Source organism: Actinospica sp. (genome assembly GCF_035552695.1).
Classification (GTDB): Bacteria; Actinomycetota; Actinomycetes; order Streptomycetales; family Catenulisporaceae; genus Actinospica.
Window position 1 is genome coordinate 1 of sequence record NZ_DASZKT010000255.1, and the last position, 5,132, is coordinate 5,132.

The 5,132-nt window shown below is 67.4% G+C and carries 3 protein-coding genes; all 3 read left to right on the top strand.

Annotation, left to right across the window (positions count from 1 at the left end; all coding sequences use genetic code 11):
• The first annotated feature begins 110 nt into the window (after positions 1-110).
• The 3 genes from VG296_RS28470 (at position 111) to VG296_RS28480 (ending at position 4,870) form a co-directional block, all read left to right on the top strand.
• Positions 111-821 (top strand): class I SAM-dependent methyltransferase, encoded by a 711-nt coding sequence (locus VG296_RS28470; protein ID WP_325571321.1) that lies wholly within the window; start codon positions 111-113, stop codon positions 819-821.
• On the top strand, positions 821-4,051 hold the full coding sequence (locus VG296_RS28475) for a hypothetical protein (protein WP_325571317.1): 3,231 nt from the start codon (positions 821-823) through the stop codon (positions 4,049-4,051). The genes VG296_RS28470 and VG296_RS28475 overlap by 1 nt, the downstream gene beginning before the upstream one ends.
• 117 nt (positions 4,052-4,168) lie before the next feature.
• Complete coding sequence (locus VG296_RS28480; protein WP_325571319.1) at positions 4,169-4,870, top strand: hypothetical protein; 702 nt, start codon at positions 4,169-4,171, stop codon at positions 4,868-4,870.
• Positions 4,871-5,132: the final 262 nt, after the last annotated feature.

Here is a 5,132-nt window from a genome sequence, read left to right on the forward strand (position 1 = left end):
GAATCGGCTCGTCGTGTGGGCACTCGAGACGTTCTTTCCGGCGGCGCAGAGCTTCCTCGAGGTCGGATGCGGGAACGGCTACGTGCTGTCGGGAGTGGCGCAGGCGAGGCATCAGATGCGGCTCGCAGGCTGCGACCTGTCGGCGTCGGCTTGAGCACGCGGCACGGCGCGCGCCGGGTGCTCAGTTCGTCCGGGCCGACGTGCGGGAGCTCCCGTTCGACGGCGAGTTCGACGTGGTGGGTGCGTTCGACGTGCCCGAACACGTGTCGGACGACGGCCGTGCCCTAGCCGCCATCCGGCAGGCGGTCCGGCTCGGCGGTGGCGTGATTGTCACCGTGCCCCAGCATCGGTGGATTTGGAGCGAGGCGGATCGCTTCTCCGGCCACCACCGCCGCTACCGCAGCCGGGAGCTCGAGCACAAGCTGTCCGAGGCCGGCCTGTGCGTCCGCTATATGACCTCGTTCGTGACGCTGCTGCTACCGCTGATCGCCGGCTCGCGCGCGTGGCAGTCGATATCCCGCCGCCCATTCGACCCGGCGCGCGAGCTCGGCATTTCGGACTCGCTGGACAAGCGGCTCGAGCGGGTCATGAATGCCGAATCCCGCCTAATCCGCTGCGGCGTCCGCCTCCCGGCAGGCGGCTCGCTGCTCGCGATCGCCGACCCGGCTATCGGAATGAGGGGCGGCTTTGCACGTCGCTCACTTGCTTCCCCGTGCCGCAAGCCGGTACTGTGTCCCGAGGGCACCGCAAGGTGGCCGGCAAAGGTGGATGAGGGCAGACGGATGAGGGCGTTCGGCATAAACACGGGAGGTAGCGAGTGATGTCCCGCAAGCAAACGGCGACCGGCGCCTGGCTGGCCGCATGCGTGATCGGCATCCTCGCCGGAGCGACGGCCGTCGCGTCCGCCCATCCGCCCATGTTGAACCCGCTCGGTGCCGCCAACTACCTCGCTCAGCAGCGGGCTGGCTTCGGGCCGCCCGCTCACGCGGCGGCGCTGGCTCAAGCTGCGGAGACGCAAGCCGCGGCGATCCGCTCGCGGACGATCCCGGTCGTCGCCGGTTCCCCAAACTTCACCAACGCCTGGACCGCCCTGGGCCCGGTCCCGGTCACCAATAGCTTCTACGGGCAAAACAACTCCGGTCGCGTCGACAGCGCCGCAGTGGTGCAGAGCGGAACGAACGCCGGGGAGATCTTCGTCGGCACCGCAGGGGGCGGGGTGTGGAGCTCGACCGACAATGGCGCCACCTGGGTTACGCACACCGATCAGGTGTCCGCCGGCCTGGCGATCGGGGCGCTGGCCGTCGACCCCACCAACCCCTCGATCGTCTATGCCGGCACCGGCGAGGCCAACAACTGCGGCGACTGCTTCTACGGCGGCGGGGTGCTGAAGTCGACCGACGGCGGCAGCAGTTGGACGGTGGAGAATCCCGGCGGGATCTTCTCGGGGGTCGAGTTCGGTTCGATCGCGGTCGACCCGAACGATCACTCCCGGATCTACGCCGGCACCACTTCCGGCTTCTACGTGTCGACAGACAGCGGCGTGACCTGGAGCCATCCGACCGGCACCGGCAACTTCACGAGCCAGACCTGGGGGGTCGCGCTCGACCCCACCACAAGCCCCACCACCGTCTTTATCGGCACCGCCTCCGTCGGGGTCCAGAAGTCGACCGACGGTGGCAACAACTTCACCACCCTCGCCGGCGGCTTGCCGACCGGCTCCCGTTTCGGCGTGACCCAGATCGGCATCGGGACCAAGGCCGGCACCAACCCGACCGCCAACCAGACCTTGTACGCGGCGATCCAGATCCAGGGTGGGACGGACTCGAACGGCGGCGACCTCTCGATCTACAAGACGACCGATGGCGGTACTACGTGGACGCATCTGACGATCCCGAAGTACACGAACCAGTCCTACGCGTATGGCTCGGGCTCCGCTGACCAGGCCTCTTACGACAACGTGATCGCCGTCGATCCCGCCAACCCGTCCCACGTGGTCGCCGCCGGGATCGCCCAAGTGGAGACCACCGACGGCGGCAGCACCTGGTCCAACATCAACGGGCACAGCTTCTTCGCCGGCCCACCCAACGTGATCCATCCCGACAACCACGCCCTCGCGTTCATGCCCTCGGGGCACGTGATCATCGGCTGTGACGGCGGCGTATACGAGTACGCCGGCGGCGGTGCGAGCGGCATGTCGAACCTCAACACCAACCTGAACACGACCCAGTTCTACGAGGACCTTGGCGTTTACAACAACGGCGTCGCGATCCTCGGCGGACTCCAGGACAACGGAACCGGCCTGTACAGCGGCAGCTCCGGCTGGCCCGACGTGCTCTCCGGCGACGGCGGCTATAGCGCGATCAACCCGTTCGACGTGGACCAGGAGCTCGGCGAGGCGGACGAGTCGCTGTTCGTCACGAGCAACGCCTGGGCGTCGGCGAGCAACATCACCCCGTCGTTGACGGGGGCGAACTTCGTGCCGCCGATGACGATCGTCCCGAACTCGGGCTCGGTCGACGCGCCGACCGTTTACTACGGCGCCGGCGATCTGTATCAGGCCACCACTCCGATCGGCCCGACATGGAAGAAGCTAACAGCGGTCGGCTCAGGTGTTTCGGCAATTGCGGTCGCTCCGTCGAACTCAGACGTCGTGTACGTCGGCTTCGACAACGGCACGCTGGACGTCACCACGAACGCAAGCGCAAGTACGCCCACATTCACCAACATCTCGCCCAGCGTCCGGCAGTTGATCACCCACATCGACGTCAACTCGACCACCCCCGGCACGATCGCAGTCAGCTTCAGTGCCAACAACACCCAGTACTTCAGCGTCCCGCCGATGGTGGAGACGGGTACGGTCACGCTCACCGGGACGCCGAGCGCGAGCTACACCGACATCACCGGCAACCTCCCGAGCGGGGTGTCGTCTAACTCGGTCGTGTCCGCCGGCAGTGCATACGTGGTTGCCACCGATGTCGGCGTGTTTTCCACCTCGTCGCCAAATGGCGCCTCAACGGTCTGGACAGCTGTCGGCACTGGCCTCCCGAACGTGCAAGTGATCGGGCTCAGTGTCGACGCCAGTGGCAACCTGTACGCCGCCACCCACGGCCGTGGCGTGTGGAAGCTGTCCGTGCCCTCCTCGACGCCGCCGGTGGTGACAACAGGCGCGGCCACCAACGTCACCTCGACCGGCGCGTCGCTGAACTCGACGATCAACCCAGAGGGCCTGGACACGATGTACAGGTACGAGTACGGGACGACGACCGCGTTCGGCACCGTGATCGGCCCATTCGACGCCGGGTCCGGGAGCACCGCCACCGCGCAGCCCCCCCAGGCCATCACCGGGCTCACGGCCGCCACGACGTACTACTACCGCGCCTGCGGGAAGAGCTCGGCCACCGGCTCCGGCCAGGTGTGCGGCGCCGTGGTCGCGTTCACCACCACCGGAGGGCCGACGTCGCCAACCGCCACCACGAGCGCGGCGACCGGGATCTCGGATACCGGCGCGACCATGAACGGAACCGTCAACGCCCACGGCAGCCTTACCGCCTACACGTTCGAGTACGGCACCAGCATCGGCTTCGGCTCGATCAGCACGGTCGAGAATGGCGGCTCGAGCACCGCCGATGAGCCGGTGAGCGTGACGCTTAGCGGCCTGGCGCCGAACACGACCTACTTCTACCGTCTGGTGGCGACCAACACTCCGGGCACCACCAATGGTGCGGTGATGACGTTCACCACCGCCGGGGCGGCCGGCGCACCGGTGGTCACGAACGGAAACGCCACCTCGATCACCTCGACCGGCGCCGTCCTGAACGGCACCGTCGACCCAGAGGGCCAGCAGACCTCGTTCCTGTTCGAGTATGGCGTCGGCACCAGCCTCAACCAGATCACCGCGATCGATAACGCCGGCGCCTACGGCGGGGTCGAGAACGTCGGCCTGCCGACCGGCACGCTGACCACGATGACCAACTACTGCTACAGGATCGTCGCCACCAACGCCACCGGCACGAGCACCGGGACGCCGCTGAAGTGCTTCAGGACCTCGTGAGGAGGGCACACGATCCGCACGCCGCAGATCGCTCTCCTACTATCGATCGCGGCGCTTGGGTCTGCCTGCGCGTCGGCGGCGCAAACAGGGAACGCACACGCGTCACGGGTCGCGATCGTGTGGAGCCTCCAGACATCGAAGGTCGACGCCGGGACAGCACCGCGGGCTAAGTTCACCATCCACCTGCCTCGCGGCGACGTCGCCGTGATCCAGGAGCGCCGCGCGAGCATGTGGGTCAGGGTGGCGACCCTTCATCCCGGCCCGGGCGGCAAGGGAACGGTTTTCGCACCACGTGCTCGGCAAGGCGTTGATCGATACCGGATCGCCGTTCTTCGCGGTCGCCGCACCGTGGCGGAATCAGCGACGCGGACCGTGTACGCCTACGCGCCGGTCACATTGGCGACGTTCACCGGACGTGAGCCAAGCACGCTCGATGTCAACGGCCAGCAGTTCACGTACGTCGCCGGCGTGTTCCGCCATCAGGACGGTACCGGCGTCTCTCTTGCGCCTCGCTTCAGCACCGTGCTCACGGCCGCGAATACGACCTGTCGCACGGTCACGCTTCAGGTCGCTGCCGTAAGCGAGACGCTCGGCGCCAGCGGCGGCTCGATGACGGTTAGCGTTGTCCAGCAGGGTGCGCGTGCCGGCTCGGTCGACCTGTCCGCGAATGAGATCGCACCGCTTGCGGTGGCGCTTACGAGCGCGCCTTGGCAGCTGGACGCATCGATGGTCAACCTGGCCCAGATCCAGAACGGACAGGAGACGCTGGACGTCGCGGTCAACGGGTCGCTGTCCTGCTACACCCGGTCTGGACGCTAGCGTCGCCGCAGCAGGTCGCTCAACGCCGCCGCAAGCCGGTTATTTGCCGCAGCGATGGTAGAGACGCGAGCGCGAGCGACGCTTCGACTCGGTCGTAGTGACCGTGGCGGCGAGGGTGAACGAAGGGCAGGCCGATGTACGTGATCGACGAGCGGATCGATCATGCCGTGGCGCAGGAACCGACGGCGGCGGAGCGCGTCAGCGGCGCGCACGATCAGCCGCCGGAGTGAGCGCCGTGCGCGCGGTCGCCGACTACTACAGC